Consider the following 16,602-nt stretch of genomic DNA (forward strand, 5'->3'; position numbering starts at 1 on the left):
TGTCAATTCGGGTCGCGAGTGGCCCCAGAACACGAGGCCTCTGAACCATGGCTAAGGAAAAGTTTGAACGAACAAAACCGCATTGCAACATCGGCACGATTGGGCATGTTGACCACGGCAAGACGACGCTTACGGCTGCGATCACGAAGCAGTTCAGCGACAATTTCAAAGCGTATGACGAGATTGACGGCGCGCCTGAAGAGAAGGCCCGTGGTATCACCATTTCAACAGCGCATGTTGAGTATGAGACCGAAGCGCGTCACTACGCCCACGTCGACTGCCCAGGCCACGCTGACTATGTGAAGAACATGATCACCGGTGCGGCGCAGATGGATGGCGCCATTCTGGTTGTGAACGCGGCTGACGGCCCTATGCCACAGACCCGCGAGCACATTCTGCTTGGCCGTCAGGTTGGCATCCCGTCAATGGTTGTCTTCATGAACAAAGTTGACCAGGTCGACGATGAAGAGCTTCTCGAGCTGGTTGAAATGGAAATCCGCGAACTTCTGACCGAGTACGGCTATCCTGGCGACGATATCCCAATCATCGCGGGTTCTGCCCTGGCGGCTCTGGAAGACCGTGACCCGGAAATCGGCAGCGAGAAAATCGCAGAGCTGATGGCCGCTGTTGACGCGTATATCCCACAGCCTGCACGTGCGATTGACCAGCCGTTTCTGATGCCAATCGAGGATGTGTTCTCGATCTCTGGTCGCGGTACTGTTGTTACGGGTCGTGTTGAGCGTGGCGTCGTGAATGTGGGCGACGAGATTGAAATCGTTGGTATCCGTGACACGAAGAAAACCACCTGTACCGGTGTTGAAATGTTCCGCAAGCTGCTTGACCGTGGCGAAGCCGGCGACAACATCGGCGCACTGCTGCGCGGCATTGACCGCGAAGGTGTTGAGCGTGGTCAGATCCTGTGTAAGCCAGGTTCCGTTAAGCCACACACCAAGTTCGAAGCCGAGGTCTATATTCTGACCAAGGAAGAAGGTGGCCGTCACACGCCGTTCTTTGCGAACTACCGTCCACAGTTTTACTTCCGTACGACGGATGTGACGGGCACGGTTGAGCTTCCGGCAGGCACCGAGATGGTGATGCCGGGCGACAACCTGAAGTTCAACGTTGAACTGATCGCCCCGATCGCGATGGAAGAAAAACTGCGCTTCGCCATCCGCGAAGGCGGTCGGACCGTAGGCTCCGGTGTCGTGTCCAAAATTATCGAGTAATCGAAATCAAGATGAACATGCGAAAGGCGGCCGATGTGGTCGCCTTTTTTTGAAATCCATGCCCTACCTTTTCCAAACTTTTTGATAGAATTTGATGCAAGCTTTTTTTGTGGAAATGTTTTAGAAACGACAAAAGACGCCAGCCGCAAAACGTGACAATCAATGCTGGCGAAAGAGCAGTTGAACGAACCAGCATGGATTTAAAAAATCATGATGCTTAATAAGCGTGGATACAGCGTTGTTTTGATCGTATATGCGATCATTGCGGTTTCTGTAATAAAGCCGCCAAATGACTGGGCCAAAACCCATTTTCTGCTTTCCTACGATCTTGGGATTTTCCGCCGCGGATTTCTTGGCCAACTGCTGCGCCCTTTCTACGACACAGAGATGAGCCAGAGTGCTGTCTTTATGATAGGGGCGCTGCTTACATTCGTGGCAGGCCTAGTATTGGTTTTGTTCATGACAAAGTGCCTGCGTACCGCTGAGAACGGCATTGAGATGGCGTTGGTGTTTGCGACATCTTTCGGTCTGGCAACGTTTCTTGGAAATACTGGGTACTTCGATGGTGCCCTTGCCGTATTGGGTGTTACGGCACTTCTTTTTCCGACCCGTGGGGTAATTCCGCTTTTTGCGAAAACAATGATCTGCCTTACCGGTGTTTTAGTGCATGAAATAATGCTGCCGACTTACACTCTTCTCGTTGCCTTTCAGATATTCTTTGCGCGAGATGCGGAACCCTTCCCAAAACGTATTTTGCTTAGCGTTTCGCCGATAATTGCGTCTTTGCTTGCGGTGATCGTCCTTTTCCAGCTCTCTCCAAATGCAAGCGAGATGTATGTTGTAACCTTGGCTGAAGTCACATCGCGCGCGATGGACTTCAACGTTCGAAAAGGCGCTGTTGAGGCGGTGATGAAATACGCTGAAGGTGAAGAGCCAGGGTATAATTATGTCTGGAATTCAAATCGCTATCTGTTCGAACTGAAATACGTCAGCTGGATTGGTGTTGGTTTCATTCTTTATCTGATTGGCGCCGGATGGAAGCTGATCTGTGATCGACCCTTCATTGATAGACTCGCCGTACTTGCCGCAGCTCTCGGGCCGCTATCCTTGCTTTTTGTCGCCTTTGACTTGTCGCGGCTGGTGTCGTTGGCAATCATTCAGTCATTCGTTGTGCTGGCGCTTATATTGCAGCATGACGATGCTGCACGATCGCGACTTGCCAATGTCTTCAGTCATCAGGTGATTGTTTTGTTGCTGGTTGCAAATGTTTTGATCAGCTTTCTTCCTTTGAATTTCACACCGGTTAACCGCATTGGCTTTCCTGCGGCTTTACTGGACCTGCCGATCTGGCGTGGTGAGTTTTAATGGCTGCGTCCGTGCGTATTTGAAACAAAAATCAAAATGTGCCCTTGATTCATTTCGCGTCGTCGCGTAACCCGACCTCGGTCCTAGGGGTTTAGCTCAGTTGGTAGAGCATCGGTCTCCAAAACCGAGGGTCGTGGGTTCGAGTCCCTCAGCCCCTGCCAGGACAATCTGACCAAGAATTTTCTAAGATATCTATCTGCAAATTATTCAAAATCGTCGCTGGCGAACCTGCCGTTGTGTTTCCTTGCCACATCAAAGCTTTTCCGGTCATTATATGATGATCAGGGTTCTGTTGTGAGATGTGGGTTACACGGACCCAATGATTGGAGGCACTATGAAACTGTTTCAATGGGTGTTTTTCTTTTTGGTTTTTCTAAGCCCCGCATTTGCGCAGGACATGTCACAGGAGCGGGCTTGTCGCAAAAGTGCGACGCCATTTGAAGAGCGAATTGCGGCGTGTACGGCCCTTATCGAATCCGAAGACTACGAAAAAAGGTATTGGGCCTACCAGCGACGGGGCGATGCGTATAGCGATAACGGCGATTATGCCGTTGCGATTGAAGATTTTAACCGTGCACTTGAGATTGACCCGCAATATGAAGCTGCACTTGGGACGCGTGCTTATGCTCTCTATGAGGAAGGTCGGTACGAAGAGGCCTTGGCAGATACAACGCTGCTTATCGAAATAGATCCGGAAGATCATTGGAATTTCTATTATCATGGCCGAATACTGGATTGGCTTGACCGGGATGTTGAAGCACTTTCAGCACTGACACAGGCTATAGACCTCAAGGGTGACTATTTTTATTCTCGCTACCAGCGCGGGCATGTTCACCAAAAAATGGAAAACTTCACGCCCGCAACCGCAGATTATCAGGCCGCGCGCGACATTTCCCCGTTCAGGTCCTTCATTCACATGCGGCTCGCGGACAACTACTGGGATATGGGAGACGCAGATAACGCTGCCCGCTATTATCGCATGGCGCAGATCATTAACCCAAACGAGCGGTTTACTAGTAGAAATCTGACCGAACTTGTTCAACTTGATCCGAACGTTCAGTTGTCTCCATTGCAATATGAGCCGCCTGAGGATGGGTTGAGCATCAGATATCTTCAGGTTTTTCTTCCGTTTGACACGCGGGATGAAATGGAAATCGCAATTATGGATCTGGCAAACTGGTTTAGTGCCCCACCGAAAGCGATGCCAGAGGCATTGGCCTTGATAACGCGTAATTTGACGGTTCACGACGGTGACGTTGTACAAATTGATCTGGATTTGGAAGCGGAAAAAAATCTGGACGTCGTTACATCGACTGGTGGAAAGATACCGGAATCCATTGATACATTCAGAGGTCTTTTTCTTCGCACGCTGCGCACAGAAGCGGGTGGCCCGGAGTTCAGAAAAGTTTTTGACGAAGGTGAGCCGGCAACGTTATGGCCCCTTGTGGTTGGAAATACCGTGACAGGCCGAGGCGGATTTGAACTTGTTTGCCCGGAAGAATTTTCAATGGATGCGATGATGATGGGCTGTTTGCACGATGTCCCCTTTGTACGGCTCGGCACGCTGGAGTTTAGTCTGGTTGTTGAAAAACAGGAACAGATACACGAACCATTGGGGGTTTTTGACACTTTCGTTGTCCGCTACCGGGAGCTTTCAAAAATGGAAGCTTTTGGCAGGGAGGTGAAACGCGAAGTCGAAACACGTTGGTGGATCAGCCCCGAGCTAGGCTTTTGGGTAAAACGGACCAATCAGCGTGGTGATAAAATCGCCAGCCTGCATGCAATTTCGATTTTGGAAAACTGATATCGGTCAGTGTCGGATGGGGTTGAATTCCCCGTGATACAGGCGTATCTGCGTGGCAATCCGTCAGAAGGGCTATTTTTATGGCAAAAGCAAATCCAGCGCAGTTTATCCAGCAGGTTCGGTCCGAAGTTTCAAAAGTTGTCTGGCCAACACGGCGCGAAGTATTGCTGACCACGGCAATGGTCTTTGTCATGGCGACGTTGACTGCGATCTTTTTTTCGCTGATCGATTTGACGATCCGCGAAGGTCTGAGAGCTTTGTTCGACGCTTTTAGATAAGAAAAACTCGTCTCTACGGTCTTGAAGTACCTTGATTTCACTAGTAAAGCGGGCGGCATCATCAGGGCAGGCGTACAGCGATTCGGGTTGTGCGCTGTTTTTGTTCTGGACTAAGGCGGCGTAACCGTCTGAATAAATTGAACTTTCCGGGCCTAAGGCCACGGGCGATGTGAGGCAAGAAGCAGTATGGCGAAGCGGTGGTATTCGGTAAGCGTTCTCTCAAACTACGAGAAAAAGATTGCCGAGCAAATCAAGCACTCCGTCATTGACGCCGGTCTCGAGGACGAGATCGAAGAAGTGCTGGTGCCTACCGAAGAGGTTATCGAGGTGCGCCGCGGTAAGAAAGTTACCGCCGAGCGCCGTTTCATGCCGGGCTATGTTTTGGTCCGTATGGAAATGTCAGATCAGGGCTATCACCTGATCAACTCGATCAACCGTGTTACCGGTTTTCTGGGCCCACAAGGCCGCCCGATGCCAATGCGCGACGCTGAGGTGAACCAAATTCTCAACCGGGTTGAGGAAGGTCTGGAATCGCCTCGTACGCTGATCCACTTCGAGATTGGCGAAAAAGTGCAGGTTACTGACGGCCCATTCGAAGGGTTCGACGGAATGGTCGAAGACGTCGATGAAGAAAGCAACCGTCTGAAAGTGACGGTATCAATTTTTGGCCGGGCAACCCCGGTCGAGCTGGAATTCACTCAGGTTACAAAAGACGCCTGAGCGCATCTGTGGGAGGTACGGTGGGCGCGCCCATCACGCCGGACCACACAACCCAGATCGGTGAAACGCGTTTCACCGTTGTTGAAGAAGGAGAGGCCACATGGCCAAGAAAATTGCTGGTAAGATGAAGCTGCAGGTGAAAGCCGGGCAAGCCAACCCATCCCCACCCGTTGGACCTGCACTGGGTCAGCGCGGAATTAATATCATGGAATTCTGTAAGGCGTTTAACGCCCGTACGCAGGATCTGGAGCCCGGAGCACCGTGCCCAACGGTGATCACCTATTACGTGGATAAATCGTTCAATATGGATATCAAGACGCCCCCTGCGTCTTATTTCCTGAAAAAGGCGGCCAAACTGAAATCTGGCGCAAAGCTGCCGGGTCGTGAAACAGTTGGCACAGTCTCCACTAAGCAGGTGAAAGAGATTGCCGAAGCGAAAATGAAAGACCTGAACGCGACCGATATTGAAGCAGCAATGCAGATCATTCTCGGCTCGGCGCGGTCTATGGGCATCGAGGTGAAATAATCATGGCAAAGCTTGGAAAACGTACCAAAGCCGCACGTGAGGCTTTCGCAGGTAAATACGACGTCACCGTCGAAGAAGCCGTTTCGCTGATCAAAGCAAATGCAAATGCAAAGTTTGACGAAACTGTAGAAGTCGCAATGAACCTGGGTGTCGACCCACGCCATGCAGACCAAATGGTTCGTGGTGTTGTGACTCTGCCGAACGGTACCGGTAAAACAGTACGCGTCGCTGTGTTTGCACGCGGGCCTAAAGCTGAGGAAGCACAGGCTGCTGGCGCAGACATCGTTGGTGCCGAGGATCTGATGGAAATCGTTCAGGGCGGCAAGATCGAATTTGATCGTTGCATCGCAACTCCGGACATGATGCCAATCGTTGGCCGTCTGGGTAAAGTGCTTGGCCCACGGAACCTGATGCCAAACCCACGGGTTGGCACAGTAACCATGGATGTCGCTGAGGCTGTAAAGAACGCCAAAGGCGGCGAAGTTCAGTTCAAAGCAGAAAAAGCTGGTGTTGTACACGCAGGTATCGGCAAAGCCTCTTTCGACGAAGCAAAGCTGGTGGAAAACCTTCGGGCATTTGTCGGTGCGGTCGCGAAAGCAAAACCAGCAGGTTCCAAAGGAGCCTACATGAAGAAAATCGCTGTGTCCTCGACAATGGGCCCAGGCGTTTCCGTATCAGTGGATTCTGCCAACAGCGAGTAAGAATTCCGCCCGGGGAAACCCGGGCTGAATAGCGGGGTCGTAAGGCTCCGTTCTGTCCGAGACGGAGGGTGTGGCGCCCATAATAACAAAGCGTCACATAATTCCTTCCCGAGATGGGAAACGAGACAGATTTTTCGAGGGGCCTCCCTCGAGTGATTTTGGCCTCGGGACCCTGAAATTGGACCCGAACGTCGGCGACCCCGCAAAATTGGGGAAACTGACACTAACTGAGCCGGAGAGGGAAACCTTTCCATAATTGGAGTGAAACTGTGGATAGAGCACAAAAAGAGAAGTTGGTCGACGAACTCGGCCAGATCTTTGAAAGCTCTGGCGTCGTAGTGGTTGCCCACTACGAGGGTCTCACGGTTGCTGAGATGCAGGACCTGCGCGCGCGAATGCGCGAAGCTGGTGGGTCCGTTCGCGTTGCCAAGAACAAGCTCGCCAAAATCGCTCTTGATGGGAAGCCATGCGCAAGCATCGCTGATTTCCTGACGGGCATGACCGTTCTCGCCTATTCGGAAGACCCCGTGGCTGCAGCCAAGGTCGCCGAAGACTTCGCTAAGGAAAACAAGAAACTTGTGATCCTTGGCGGTGCTATGGGAGAGAACGCTCTGGATCGTGCCGGCGTTGAAGCCGTGTCGAAAATGCCATCTCGCGAGGAGCTTATTGCTTCTATCGCTGGCTGCATCGGCGCACCTGCTTCGAATATCGCTGGCGCAATTGGCGCACCTGCTTCGAACATCGCTGGCATCTTTTCCACTTTGGAAGAGCGGCTCGCCGCTTAAGCAACTTCGTGACCTCGTAGGGTTGAACACCTGACGTTGGAACACATTTATGAATGGGAACAGTGAAATGGCTGATCTGAAAAAACTGGCTGAAGAGATTGTGGGTCTGACCCTTCTCGAAGCACAAGAACTGAAAACGATCCTTAAAGACGAGTATGGCATTGAGCCTGCTGCCGGTGGAGCTGTAATGGTTGCTGGCCCAGCAGATGCTGGTGCTGCTGCTGGTGAAGAGCAAACTGAATTTGACGTGATCCTGAAGTCCGCTGGCGCTTCTAAAATCAACGTCATCAAAGAAGTTCGCTCGATTACCGGTCTCGGCCTTAAAGAAGCGAAAGAGCTTGTTGATGCAGGCGGCAAAGCTGTCAAAGAGCAAGTTTCTAAAGAAGAAGCTGACGACATCAAAGCCAAGCTCGAAGCAGCTGGCGCCGAAGTCGAAATCAAGTAATTGGCCGGGGCACAAAGCCCCAACCAACGAAAATCTTGGCTGGATCCGGGAAAATTCCGGGTCCAGCCGAATCTGTCTTAGCAAGCGCATCTGAACGGTGCTTTTTCTAAGGAGAGGTTCAGCGGATCGGGAGCAGACCGGTGGGACGGTTTGCATGAATAGGTCCGAACCCCTCTTGTTTCGTGTGCGGCGCGGTCTTGTGGCCCGACTTGGACGTGCCCGCGAAAAAAATAAAGGTGACCACGCGCATGGCTCAGACTTTCCTAGGCCAGAAACGGCTTCGCAAATACTTTGGTAAAATCCGCGAAGTTCTGGAAATGCCGAACCTTATCGAGGTTCAAAAGTCTTCATATGATCTGTTTCTAAAATCCGGAGACCAGCTTCAGCCGCTGGACGGCGAAGGCATCAAAGGTGTCTTTCAGTCGGTTTTCCCTATTAAGGATTTCAATGAAACATCAATTCTTGAGTTCGTGAAATACGAACTGGAGAAACCAAAATACGATGTTGAGGAATGTCAGCAACGTGACATGACCTATGCAGCACCTTTGAAAGTGACACTGCGGTTGATCGTATTTGATATCGATGAAGATACCGGTGCGAAATCCGTTAAAGACATCAAAGAACAAGACGTATTCATGGGCGACATGCCCCTGATGACACCGAACGGCACATTTGTCGTCAACGGTACCGAGCGTGTGATCGTATCCCAGATGCACCGTTCACCAGGTGTGTTCTTTGATCATGACAAAGGCAAAACCCATTCGTCTGGTAAACTACTGTTTGCCTGCCGGATCATTCCATACCGTGGTTCGTGGCTCGACTTCGAATTTGATGCAAAAGACATCGTCTTTTCCCGGATTGATCGTCGCCGCAAACTTCCTGTTACGACCCTGCTTTATGCGCTGGGTCTGGATCAGGAAGAGATCATGGAAGCCTACTATGACACCGTTACCTACAAGCTGAAGAAGAACAAAGGTTGGGTCACCAAGTTCTTCCCAGAGCGTGTACGAGGAACGCGTCCGACTTTTGATCTGGTTGATGCAAAAACCGGAGAAGTGATTGCCGAAGCTAATAAAAAGGTTACGCCACGCGCTGTGAAAAAGTTGATTGACGATGGTAAAGTCGCAAATCTGTTGGTGCCACACGAACAGATACTGGGACGTTTTGTTTCCAAGGATATTATCAACGAAGAAAATGGGGCGATCTATGTCGAAGCAGGCGATGAACTTACGCTTGAACATGACAAAGAAGGCAAAGTAACTGGCGGTACGCTGCAAGATTTGCTGGATGCTGGCATTACTGAAATACCAGTTCTCGACATTGATAACATCAATGTCGGTCCGTACATGCGCAACACTATGGCGGCTGACAAGAACTTGGGTCGCGACACCGCGCTGATGGATATCTATCGCGTTATGCGTCCTGGTGAACCACCCACCGTCGAGGCGGCCTCGCAATTGTTCGACACGTTGTTCTTTGACAGTGATCGCTATGATCTTTCGGCCGTAGGCCGGGTCAAGATGAACATGCGTCTGTCGCTTGATGCCGAAGACACACAGCGCACACTTCGTAAGGAAGACATCGTTGCCTGTGTCAAAGCGCTGGTTGAGCTTCGCGATGGCAAAGGCGATATCGACGATATTGACCACCTCGGCAACCGCCGTGTGCGCTCGGTTGGCGAACTGATGGAAAATCAGTATCGCGTTGGTTTGCTGCGTATGGAACGTGCAATCAAGGAACGCATGTCATCCGTTGAGATCGACACTGTGATGCCACAAGATCTGATCAATGCGAAACCAGCTGCAGCGGCTGTTCGTGAATTCTTCGGTTCTTCGCAGCTATCGCAGTTTATGGACCAGACCAACCCGCTGTCGGAAGTTACGCACAAGCGTCGTCTTTCAGCACTTGGGCCAGGTGGTCTGACGCGGGAACGTGCTGGGTTTGAGGTGCGCGACGTGCACCCGACTCACTACGGTCGGATGTGTCCGATTGAAACGCCAGAGGGGCCAAATATTGGTCTTATCAACTCGCTCGCGACATTCGCGCGTGTGAACAAATACGGCTTTATTGAAACACCTTACCGTAAGGTTGTGGATGGTAAGGTGACCGATGAGGTCAACTATATGGCCGCTACCGAAGAAATGCGTCACACAGTGGCGCAGGCCAACGCGAAGCTTGATGACAAAGGTGTGTTCATCAACGATCTCGTATCAAGCCGTAAATCTGGCGAATACATGCTCAGCCCGCGTGAAAACGTGGACCTGATCGATGTTAGCCCGAAACAGCTGGTTTCTGTTGCGGCTTCGCTTATTCCGTTCCTTGAAAATGACGATGCGAACCGTGCCCTGATGGGGTCGAACATGCAACGTCAGGCAGTGCCGCTGTTGCAAGCAGAAGCGCCGCTGGTGGGAACGGGTATCGAAGAAGTTGTTGCACGCGATTCCGGTGCTGCGATTATGGCAAAGCGTGCTGGTGTAATTGACCAGGTTGATGCACAGCGGATCGTGATCCGCGCAACCGAAGATCTCGAAATGGGTGACGCGGGCGTGGATATCTACCGCATGCGCAAATTCCAGCGTTCGAACCAGAACACCTGCATCAACCAGCGCCCGCTGGTGAAAGTGGGCGACACCGTTCAGAAAGGCGAAGTTATCGCTGACGGTCCATCCACAGATATGGGTGAACTGGCGCTTGGTAAAAACGTGGTCGTCGCGTTTATGCCTTGGAACGGTTACAACTACGAAGACTCGATCCTGATTTCCGAGCGGATCGCGCGTGATGACGTGTTTACTTCGATTCACATCGAAGAATTCGAAGTTGCCGCACGTGATACCAAACTTGGACCAGAGGAAATCACACGCGACATTCCAAACGTCGGTGAAGAAGCGCTGCGTAACCTCGACGAGGCTGGCATTGTCTACATCGGTGCTGAGGTAGAGCCGGGCGATATTCTTGTTGGTAAGATTACGCCAAAAGGCGAAAGCCCGATGACGCCGGAGGAAAAACTGCTGCGCGCCATCTTTGGTGAAAAGGCAAGCGACGTGCGTGATACTTCATTGCGCGTGAAGCCGGGCGACTTTGGTACGGTTGTTGAGGTGCGTGTCTTTAACCGCCATGGTGTGGAAAAAGATGAACGTGCACTTCAGATCGAACGTGAAGAAGTTGAGCGTCTGGGCCGTGACCGGGATGACGAGCTGGCGATCCTTGATCGCAACATCTATGCGCGTCTGAAGTCTCTGGTTCTTGGCAAAGTGGCTGTCAAAGGTCCGAAAGGCGTGGCGCCAAATTCCAAGATCGATGAAGAGCTTCTGGACTCACTCTCACGAGGGCAGTGGTGGCAGTTGGCGTTGGCAGAAGAATCTGACGCACAGATCGTTGAAGCCCTGAACGCGCAATACGAGGCGCAGAAGCGTACGCTTGACGCGCGGTTCGAGGATAAGGTCGAGAAAGTCCGTCGTGGTGATGATCTGCCTCCGGGTGTGATGAAGATGGTCAAAGTCTTCGTCGCGGTGAAGCGCAAGCTGCAACCGGGCGATAAAATGGCCGGTCGTCACGGCAACAAAGGGGTTATCTCCAAGGTTGTGCCGATGGAAGACATGCCGTTCCTCGCAGATGGGACGCCGGTTGACTTCTGTCTGAACCCGCTTGGTGTGCCGTCGCGTATGAACGTTGGGCAGATTCTTGAAACCCATATGGGTTGGGCTGCACGCGGTCTGGGTCTGAACATTGACGAAGCGATGCAGGAATATCGCCGGTCAGGTGATCTGACCCCTGTTCGCGAAGCGATGGAACTGGCCTATGGCTCTGATGTTTACGAAGAGGGCATCAAAGGCATGACCGAGGATGACCTGTTGGAAGCGGCGGGGAATGTTACCCTTGGTGTGCCAATAGCAACGCCAGTCTTTGACGGAGCCAAAGAAGCAGACGTTAACGATGCGCTGGTCCGTGCCGGGTTCAGTCAATCTGGTCAGTCGATCCTGTTTGATGGTCGTACGGGTGAGCAATTTGCACGCCCCGTTACCGTTGGCGTCAAGTACCTGCTTAAACTTCACCACCTTGTGGATGACAAAATCCACGCGCGTTCAACCGGGCCTTACAGCCTTGTCACGCAACAGCCGCTGGGTGGTAAAGCTCAGTTCGGTGGTCAGCGTTTCGGGGAGATGGAAGTCTGGGCGCTCGAAGCATATGGGGCTGCCTACACGTTGCAGGAAATGCTTACCGTCAAGTCGGATGACGTGGCGGGCCGGACCAAAGTCTACGAGTCTATCGTCAAAGGCGAAGACAACTACGAGGCTGGCATTCCGGAAAGCTTTAACGTGCTGGTGAAAGAAGTTCGGGGCCTCGGTCTCAACATGGAACTCCTGGATGCGGAGGAAGAATGAGGGCGTACCGCGCCCCCATTCACCCATCCCTGACATAAGGAACGCAAAATGAACCAGGAACTTACAACAAACCCGTTTAACCCGCTTGCAGCGCCTAAAACCTTTGATGAAATCAAGGTTTCCCTGGCATCGCCCGAGCGGATTTTGAGCTGGTCTTACGGCGAAATCAAAAAGCCGGAAACCATCAACTACCGGACGTTCAAGCCCGAGCGTGATGGTCTTTTCTGCGCCCGTATCTTTGGCCCGATCAAAGACTATGAATGTCTTTGCGGCAAATACAAGCGCATGAAATATCGCGGCGTTGTCTGCGAGAAATGCGGTGTCGAGGTAACTCTTCAGAAAGTCCGCCGCGAGCGGATGGGCCATATCGAACTTGCAGCGCCAGTTGCACACATCTGGTTCCTCAAATCGCTGCCATCCCGTATCGGCCTGATGCTTGACATGACACTGCGTGATCTGGAACGCATTCTCTACTTTGAAAACTATGTGGTGATTGAACCCGGGCTCACCGATCTGACCTATGGCCAGTTGATGAGCGAAGAAGAGTTCATGGATGCGCAGGATGCTTATGGCATGGATGCATTCACCGCTGGTATCGGCGCAGAAGCAATTCGCGAAATGCTGGGTCAGATTGACCTTGAAAGCGAAGCAGAAACGCTGCGCGCAGACCTTGCTGTAGCGACCGGCGAATTGAAACCCAAGAAGATTATTAAACGTTTGAAAATCGTTGAGAGCTTTCTTGAATCCGGTAACCGCCCCGAGTGGATGGTGATGACTGTTATTCCGGTCATTCCACCAGAACTGCGCCCGTTGGTGCCGTTGGACGGTGGGCGTTTCGCGACATCTGACCTTAACGATCTTTACCGTCGGGTGATCAACCGGAACAACCGCTTGAAACGCCTGATTGAATTGCGCGCACCCGATATCATTGTTCGTAACGAAAAGCGGATGCTGCAGGAATCTGTGGATGCGTTGTTTGACAATGGCCGCCGTGGCCGGGTGATTACAGGCGCAAACAAGCGCCCGCTGAAATCGCTGTCAGACATGTTGAAAGGCAAGCAGGGACGTTTCCGTCAGAACCTTCTGGGGAAACGGGTCGACTTTTCTGGCCGTTCGGTGATTGTGACGGGTCCGGAACTGAAGCTGCACCAATGTGGTCTGCCGAAGAAAATGGCGCTCGAACTATTCAAGCCGTTCATCTATTCGCGTCTTGAAGCGAAAGGCCTGTCTTCGACCGTTAAGCAAGCCAAAAAGCTGGTTGAAAAAGAGCGTCCTGAAGTCTGGGATATTCTGGATGAAGTGATCCGTGAGCACCCAGTCATGCTGAACCGGGCACCGACGCTGCACCGGCTTGGAATTCAGGCGTTTGAACCTGTGCTGATCGAAGGTAAAGCTATTCAGCTGCACCCGCTGGTGTGTTCGGCATTTAACGCTGACTTTGACGGCGACCAAATGGCCGTTCACGTTCCGCTGAGCCTTGAAGCACAGCTGGAAGCCCGTGTTCTGATGATGTCGACGAACAACGTTCTTTCGCCGGCAAATGGCGCGCCAATCATCGTTCCATCGCAGGATATGATCCTTGGCCTTTATTACATCTCGCTTGAGCGGGAAGGTATGAAGGGCGAGGGTATGATCTTTTCGGATGTCGACGAAATTCAGCATGCGTTGGACGCAGGGCTTGTTCATCTTCACTCAAAGGTGACTGCACGGATTGCACAGATCGACGAAGAAGGTAACGAAGTCATGAAACGCTTCGACACCACGCCTGGGCGTATCCGCCTGGGTGCGCTATTGCCGAAGAACGCAAAAGCTCCGTTTGAACTGGTGAACCGCTTGCTTCGTAAAAAGGAAGTTCAGCAGGTTATTGATACCGTTTACCGTTACTGCGGTCAGAAAGAATCTGTCATCTTCTGTGACCAGATCATGACCGTTGGTTTCCGCGAAGCGTTCAAGGCAGGTATTTCGTTTGGTAAAGACGATATGATTATTCCTGACAGCAAATGGCCTATCGTTGATGGTGTCCGCAATAACGTTAAAGAATTCGAACAACAGTATATGGACGGCCTGATCACTCAGGGCGAAAAATACAACAAAGTTGTCGATGCCTGGTCCAAGTGTTCGGACGAGGTCGCAGATGCGATGATGGCAGAAATCTCGGCAATGCGCCTTGATGATGCCGGGGCGCAGATGGAGCCGAATTCGGTTTACATGATGGCCCACTCTGGTGCGCGTGGCTCCCCTGCTCAGATGAAACAGCTGGGTGGTATGCGTGGTCTGATGGCCAAACCTTCGGGCGAGATTATCGAAACGCCGATTATCTCGAACTTTAAGGAAGGTCTGACCGTGCTTGAGTACTTCAACTCGACACACGGTGCCCGTAAGGGACTAGCGGATACAGCACTTAAGACTGCGAACTCTGGTTACCTGACTCGTCGCTTGGTGGATGTTGCACAAGATTGTATTATCCGTGCGCATGACTGCGGAACTGAAAAGGCGATTACTGCACAAGCAGCCGTAAACGATGGTGACGTTGTCGCTTCGTTGGCAGAGCGTATTCTTGGCCGGGTATCGGCTGATGATGTGATGAAGCCAGGAACCGATGAGGTGCTCGTTTCTGCGGGGGAACTGATCGACGAGCGCAAAGCAGATACCATCGAAGCGGCAGGTGTTGCGACGATGCGTATTCGCAGCCCACTGACCTGTGAAGCCGAAGAAGGTGTTTGCGCAGCCTGTTATGGCCGCGATCTTGCACGCGGTACGATGGTGAACCAGGGTGAAGCTGTCGGTATTATCGCCGCGCAGTCAATTGGTGAGCCTGGCACGCAGCTTACGATGCGGACATTCCACATCGGCGGTATTGCGCAGGGTGGTCAGCAGTCGTTCCAAGAAGCCAGCCATGATGGCAAGGTTGAATTCCGCAATCCATTGTTGCTGAAAAACGCATCGGCCGAGCAGATCGTTATGGGCCGGAATATGGTTTTGGCGATTCTGGACGAAAACGGTCAGGAGCGCGCAAGCCACAAGCTGAGCTACGGCAGTAAAGTCCACGTTAAAGATGGCGCAAAAGTCTCTCGTGGTGACAAGTTGTTTGAATGGGATCCTTACACCCTGCCAATCATTGCCGAGAAAGCCGGTACGGCTAAATTCGTTGACCTTGTCAGCGGACTTTCGGTACGTGACGATACTGACGATGCAACTGGCATGACCCAGAAAATTGTGACTGACTGGCGTTCGGCCCCTAAGGGGAACGAGTTGAAGCCTGAAATCCTTATCGTGGGTGAGGATGGCGAACCGGTACGCAATGATGTGGGTAACCCGGTGATCTATCCAATGTCGGTGGATGCGGTCTTGTCGATTGAAGATGGCTCTGAAGTCAAAGCTGGTGATGTTGTTGCGCGTATTCCACGTGAAGGTGCAAAAACCAAAGACATCACAGGTGGTCTGCCACGTGTGGCCGAACTCTTTGAGGCACGCCGCCCCAAAGACCACGCCATTATCGCAGAGATCGACGGCTATGTTCGGTTTGGTCGTGACTATAAAAACAAACGTCGCATCAGCATCGAGCCTTCAGATGAATCGCTCGAGCCCGTCGAATACATGGTGCCCAAAGGCAAGCACATTCCGGTTGCCGAAGGGGATTTCGTCTCTAAAGGTGACTACATCATGGATGGCAACCCAGCACCGCATGACATTCTGGCGGTTATGGGTATCGAAGCGCTGGCCAACTACATGGTTGACGAAGTGCAGGATGTTTACCGTCTGCAGGGCGTTAAGATCAACGATAAGCATATCGAAGTGATCGTGCGCCAGATGTTGCAGAAATGGGAAATCTTGGATTCCGGCCAGACAACCTTGCTGAAAGGCGAGCATGTCGACAAAGCCGAGTTTGATGCAGCCAACGAAAAGGCGCTCGCACGTGGTGATCGTGTTGCTTTGGGTGAACCAATACTTCTTGGGATTACAAAGGCAAGCCTGCAGACACGTTCATTCATCTCAGCGGCCTCGTTCCAGGAAACTACGCGCGTTCTGACCGAAGCATCGGTTCAGGGTAAACGTGACAAACTGGTTGGTCTGAAAGAAAACGTTATCGTCGGACGTCTGATCCCTGCCGGAACTGGTGGTGCTACACAGCAAATGCGTCGCATTGCAGTCGAACGTGACAACGTTGTGTTGGAGGCTCGTCGCGAAGAAGCTGCCGCCGCCGCTGCGTTGGCAGGGCCGGTTGACGGCTCGCCGGAAGACATGGGTAACATCGTTGGCGAAGATGTGCTGGAGGCAGGTATGGCTGATACGCTTGAAAGCCGCGAAGAATAAGCAAACCTGAAAAAGAATAAAAAAGCCCCGCTGAAAACAGCGGGGCTTTTTTTGGT

At 52.0% G+C, this 16,602-nt stretch carries 11 protein-coding genes and 1 tRNA gene; all 12 read left to right on the forward strand.

Annotation, left to right across the window (positions count from 1 at the left end; all coding sequences use genetic code 11):
• The first annotated feature begins 47 nt into the window (after nt 1-47).
• The 12 genes from tuf (at nt 48) to rpoC (ending at nt 16,546) form a co-directional block, all read left to right on the forward strand.
• Nucleotides 48-1,226: an elongation factor Tu gene (gene tuf / locus J4E70_RS00930; protein WP_213887190.1), complete on the forward strand. Its 1,179-nt coding sequence runs from the start codon at nt 48-50 to the stop codon at nt 1,224-1,226.
• Nucleotides 1,227-1,436: 210 nt separating this feature from the next.
• A complete protein-coding gene (locus J4E70_RS00935; RefSeq protein ID WP_213887191.1) occupies nt 1,437-2,591 on the forward strand; it encodes a hypothetical protein in 1,155 nt (384 codons plus the stop codon).
• An 85-nt stretch (nt 2,592-2,676) separates the two neighbouring features.
• Nucleotides 2,677-2,752 (forward strand) — tRNA-Trp (locus tag J4E70_RS00940).
• Between the two features lie 173 nt (nt 2,753-2,925).
• Nucleotides 2,926-4,395, forward strand: coding sequence for a tetratricopeptide repeat protein (locus tag J4E70_RS00945; protein ID WP_213887192.1), 1,470 nt, complete (start codon nt 2,926-2,928; stop codon nt 4,393-4,395).
• 80 nt (nt 4,396-4,475) lie between these two features.
• Nucleotides 4,476-4,673 (forward strand): preprotein translocase subunit SecE, encoded by a 198-nt coding sequence (gene secE / locus J4E70_RS00950; protein ID WP_213887193.1) that lies wholly within the window; start codon nt 4,476-4,478, stop codon nt 4,671-4,673.
• A gap of 186 nt (nt 4,674-4,859) precedes the next feature.
• Nucleotides 4,860-5,393 (forward strand): transcription termination/antitermination protein NusG, encoded by a 534-nt coding sequence (gene nusG / locus J4E70_RS00955; RefSeq protein ID WP_213887194.1) that lies wholly within the window; start codon nt 4,860-4,862, stop codon nt 5,391-5,393.
• Nucleotides 5,394-5,493: 100 nt separating this feature from the next.
• Nucleotides 5,494-5,919: a 50S ribosomal protein L11 gene (rplK, locus tag J4E70_RS00960; protein ID WP_213887195.1), complete on the forward strand. Its 426-nt coding sequence runs from the start codon at nt 5,494-5,496 to the stop codon at nt 5,917-5,919.
• A gap of 2 nt (nt 5,920-5,921) precedes the next feature.
• Entirely contained in the window at nt 5,922-6,620 is a 699-nt protein-coding gene (gene rplA, locus J4E70_RS00965) for a 50S ribosomal protein L1 (protein WP_213887196.1), read from the forward strand.
• Nucleotides 6,621-6,889: 269 nt separating this feature from the next.
• Nucleotides 6,890-7,405 carry a 50S ribosomal protein L10 gene (rplJ, locus tag J4E70_RS00970; RefSeq protein ID WP_213887197.1) on the forward strand — a complete coding sequence of 172 codons (516 nt, stop codon included), beginning with the start codon at nt 6,890-6,892 and terminating at the stop codon, nt 7,403-7,405.
• Nucleotides 7,406-7,472: 67 nt separating this feature from the next.
• Nucleotides 7,473-7,850, forward strand: coding sequence for a 50S ribosomal protein L7/L12 (rplL, locus tag J4E70_RS00975; protein ID WP_213887198.1), 378 nt, complete (start codon nt 7,473-7,475; stop codon nt 7,848-7,850).
• Between the two features lie 248 nt (nt 7,851-8,098).
• Nucleotides 8,099-12,232, forward strand: a complete 4,134-nt coding sequence (gene rpoB, locus J4E70_RS00980) for a DNA-directed RNA polymerase subunit beta (RefSeq protein WP_213887199.1) — start codon at nt 8,099-8,101, stop codon at nt 12,230-12,232.
• A 48-nt stretch (nt 12,233-12,280) separates the two neighbouring features.
• On the forward strand, nt 12,281-16,546 hold the full coding sequence (rpoC, locus tag J4E70_RS00985) for a DNA-directed RNA polymerase subunit beta' (protein WP_213887200.1): 4,266 nt from the start codon (nt 12,281-12,283) through the stop codon (nt 16,544-16,546).
• The last annotated feature ends 56 nt before the right edge of the window (nt 16,547-16,602 follow it).

The organism is Pseudohalocynthiibacter aestuariivivens (genome assembly GCF_018457175.1).
Lineage (GTDB): Bacteria > Pseudomonadota > Alphaproteobacteria > Rhodobacterales > Rhodobacteraceae > Pseudohalocynthiibacter > Pseudohalocynthiibacter aestuariivivens.

Bases quoted from the DNA above. Each gene is read 5' to 3' on its own strand.
- rplA (WP_213887196.1), top strand. From the start codon at position 5,922: ATGGCAAAGCTTGGAAAACGTACCAAAGCCGCACGTGAGGCTTTCGCA.
- nusG (WP_213887194.1), top strand. From the start codon at position 4,860: ATGGCGAAGCGGTGGTATTCGGTAAGCGTTCTCTCAAACTACGAGAAA.
- rpoB (WP_213887199.1), top strand. From the start codon at position 8,099: ATGGCTCAGACTTTCCTAGGCCAGAAACGGCTTCGCAAATACTTTGGT.
- secE (WP_213887193.1), top strand. From the start codon at position 4,476: ATGGCAAAAGCAAATCCAGCGCAGTTTATCCAGCAGGTTCGGTCCGAA.
- rpoC (WP_213887200.1), top strand. From the start codon at position 12,281: ATGAACCAGGAACTTACAACAAACCCGTTTAACCCGCTTGCAGCGCCT.
- J4E70_RS00945 (WP_213887192.1), top strand. From the start codon at position 2,926: ATGAAACTGTTTCAATGGGTGTTTTTCTTTTTGGTTTTTCTAAGCCCC.
- rplL (WP_213887198.1), top strand. From the start codon at position 7,473: ATGGCTGATCTGAAAAAACTGGCTGAAGAGATTGTGGGTCTGACCCTT.
- rplK (WP_213887195.1), top strand. From the start codon at position 5,494: ATGGCCAAGAAAATTGCTGGTAAGATGAAGCTGCAGGTGAAAGCCGGG.
- J4E70_RS00935 (WP_213887191.1), top strand. From the start codon at position 1,437: ATGATGCTTAATAAGCGTGGATACAGCGTTGTTTTGATCGTATATGCG.
- tuf (WP_213887190.1), top strand. From the start codon at position 48: ATGGCTAAGGAAAAGTTTGAACGAACAAAACCGCATTGCAACATCGGC.